Origin of the sequence: Streptomyces sp. NPDC048650 (genome assembly GCF_043199095.1) — a bacterium.
Classification (GTDB): Bacteria; Actinomycetota; Actinomycetes; order Streptomycetales; family Streptomycetaceae; genus Streptomyces.
Genome location: NZ_JBICVM010000040.1, coordinates 1 through 1997, shown reverse-complemented (window position 1 = coordinate 1997; position 1997 = coordinate 1). Strand labels below are relative to the sequence as shown.

The following is a 1997-nucleotide window of genomic DNA, read 5'->3' as shown; positions in this document are numbered from 1 at the left end:
TCGGGGCGTTGGTTGATGGTGCTTCCGGAGGGTGGGGAAGCGGTTCCGGCGGACGACATTGCTGCTGTGTTGACACACCACGGCGCCACCGTCGACGGCGTCACCGTGCCGTTGGGGGCCGACCGTGCTCAGTTCGTGGAGCTGCTCAGGGCACACCGCACGGATGAGGGCGGACAGGCCATACGGGGAGTGGTGTCACTGCTCGGACTCTGGGGCGCGCCTTCTTCCGTGCCGACGTCTGTCTCCCTCGTCCAGGCGGCGAACGACGTGGGGCTGGGTGCCCCGGTATGGACGGTCACCCGGGGTGCCGTGGCTGCCCTGCCCGGCGAGGTTTCCGACGGCACGGGGGCTCGCCTCTGGGCCTTCGGGCGGGTTGCCGCCCTTGAACTCCCCGAGATCTGGGGCGGATTGATTGATCTACCGCCGTCGTCGTCGATGTCGCCGGACCGGCGCATGCTGGACCGTATGGCCGCGGTTCTGGGCAGGGCCGGGACCGCCGACGGCACCGAGGACGAGGTGGCGATCCGGAGCGCCGGGGTGTACGGGCGTCGCATCGTGCGCGCTGCCAGCTCGGCCCGTACCCATTGGCAACCGCGGGGGACGGTGCTGGTGACCGGGGGTACTGGTGCGTTGGGTGGTCATGTGGCGCGGTGGTTGGCCGGGAACGGTGCGGAGCATGTGGTGCTCACGAGTCGTCGTGGGCAGGAGGCGCCCGGTGCGGCGGAGTTGGTGGCGGAGCTGAGTGCTCTGGGGGCGCGAGTCACCGTGGCGGCGTGTGATGTTGCCGATCGTGAGGCGCTCGCCGCGTTGCTGGACGCGCACCCGCCCACCGCGGTCTTCCACACCGCGGGCGTACTCGAGGACGGAGTGATCGACGGCCTGTCGGTCGAAAGCCTTGCTGCCGTGAGCCGCCCCAAGGCTGATGCCGCCGAGTTGCTCCACGAGCTGACCGCGGAGCGGGACGTGGACGCGTTCGTGCTCTTCTCCTCCCTCACCGGCGTGTGGGGCAACGGCGGCCAGGCCGCCTATGCCGCAGCCAACGCCGCCCTGGATGCCCTGGCCGAGCGCCGCCGTGCCGACGGACTGCCGGCCACCTCGATCGCCTGGGGCCTGTGGGCCGGCGGTGGAATGGCGGAAGGCGCCGGCGAGGAGAGCCTCGTTCGACGCGGTGTCGAGGCCATGGACCCGGTGCAAGCCATCGAAGCCCTGCAGCAAGCCTTGGATCGGCACGACACCTGCGTGACCGTCGCGGCCGTCGACTGGGGGCGGTTCGCCCCGAACACCGACGCGGTACGGACGACGCCCCTCTTCTCGACCGTGCCGGAGGCACGCCAGGCGCTGGACGCGGCACGTCGACAGCGCGGGGCCGCACCCGGCGCCACCGAACTGGCAGAACTCCTGGACGGCCGTACCGAAGCCGAGCGGCTGCACCGGCTCGTCGAACTGATCCGCGGCGAGGCCGCTGCGGTATTGCGGCACCGCACCACGGACGCGATCGAGCCGGAGAGGGCCTTCAAGGAGGTCGGCTTCGACTCGCTCACCGCGCTGGAGCTGCGGAACCGCGTCAACGCCACCACCGGGTTGTCGCTCCCCACGACCATCGCCTTCGCCTACCCGAATCCCACGGCCCTCGCCGGTTACATCCTCTCCACGTGGGCGGACGACCGGGAAACGGATCCGACCCGACACCTTCCCGAGCCGACGAAGGCCGCTACGGACGACGATCTGATCGCGATCGTCGGCATGGCCTGCCGGTTCCCGGGCGATGTCGACAGCCCCGAAGCGCTGTGGGACCTCGTGCTGGGGGAGCGGGACGTCATCGGAGCCCCTCCCACGGACCGTGGCTGGGACTTCGACGCGATCTACTCCCCGGTTCCCGGCACCCCTGGGAAGACCTACGCGCGTGAGGGTGGTTTTCTGCATGGTGCGGGGGATTTTGATGCGGGGTTCTTCGGTATTTCGCCGCGTGAGGCGGTGGCGATGGATCCGCAGCAGCG

The 1997-nt window shown here is 70.4% G+C and carries 1 protein-coding gene; it reads left to right on the top strand.

Features of this window, described 5'->3' with window-relative positions; all coding sequences use genetic code 11:
• Nucleotides 1-66: 66 nt before the first annotated feature.
• Nucleotides 67-1997 (top strand): SDR family NAD(P)-dependent oxidoreductase (locus ACGFML_RS38105; protein WP_393550545.1); only part of this gene is annotated, 1931 nt, incomplete at its 3' end.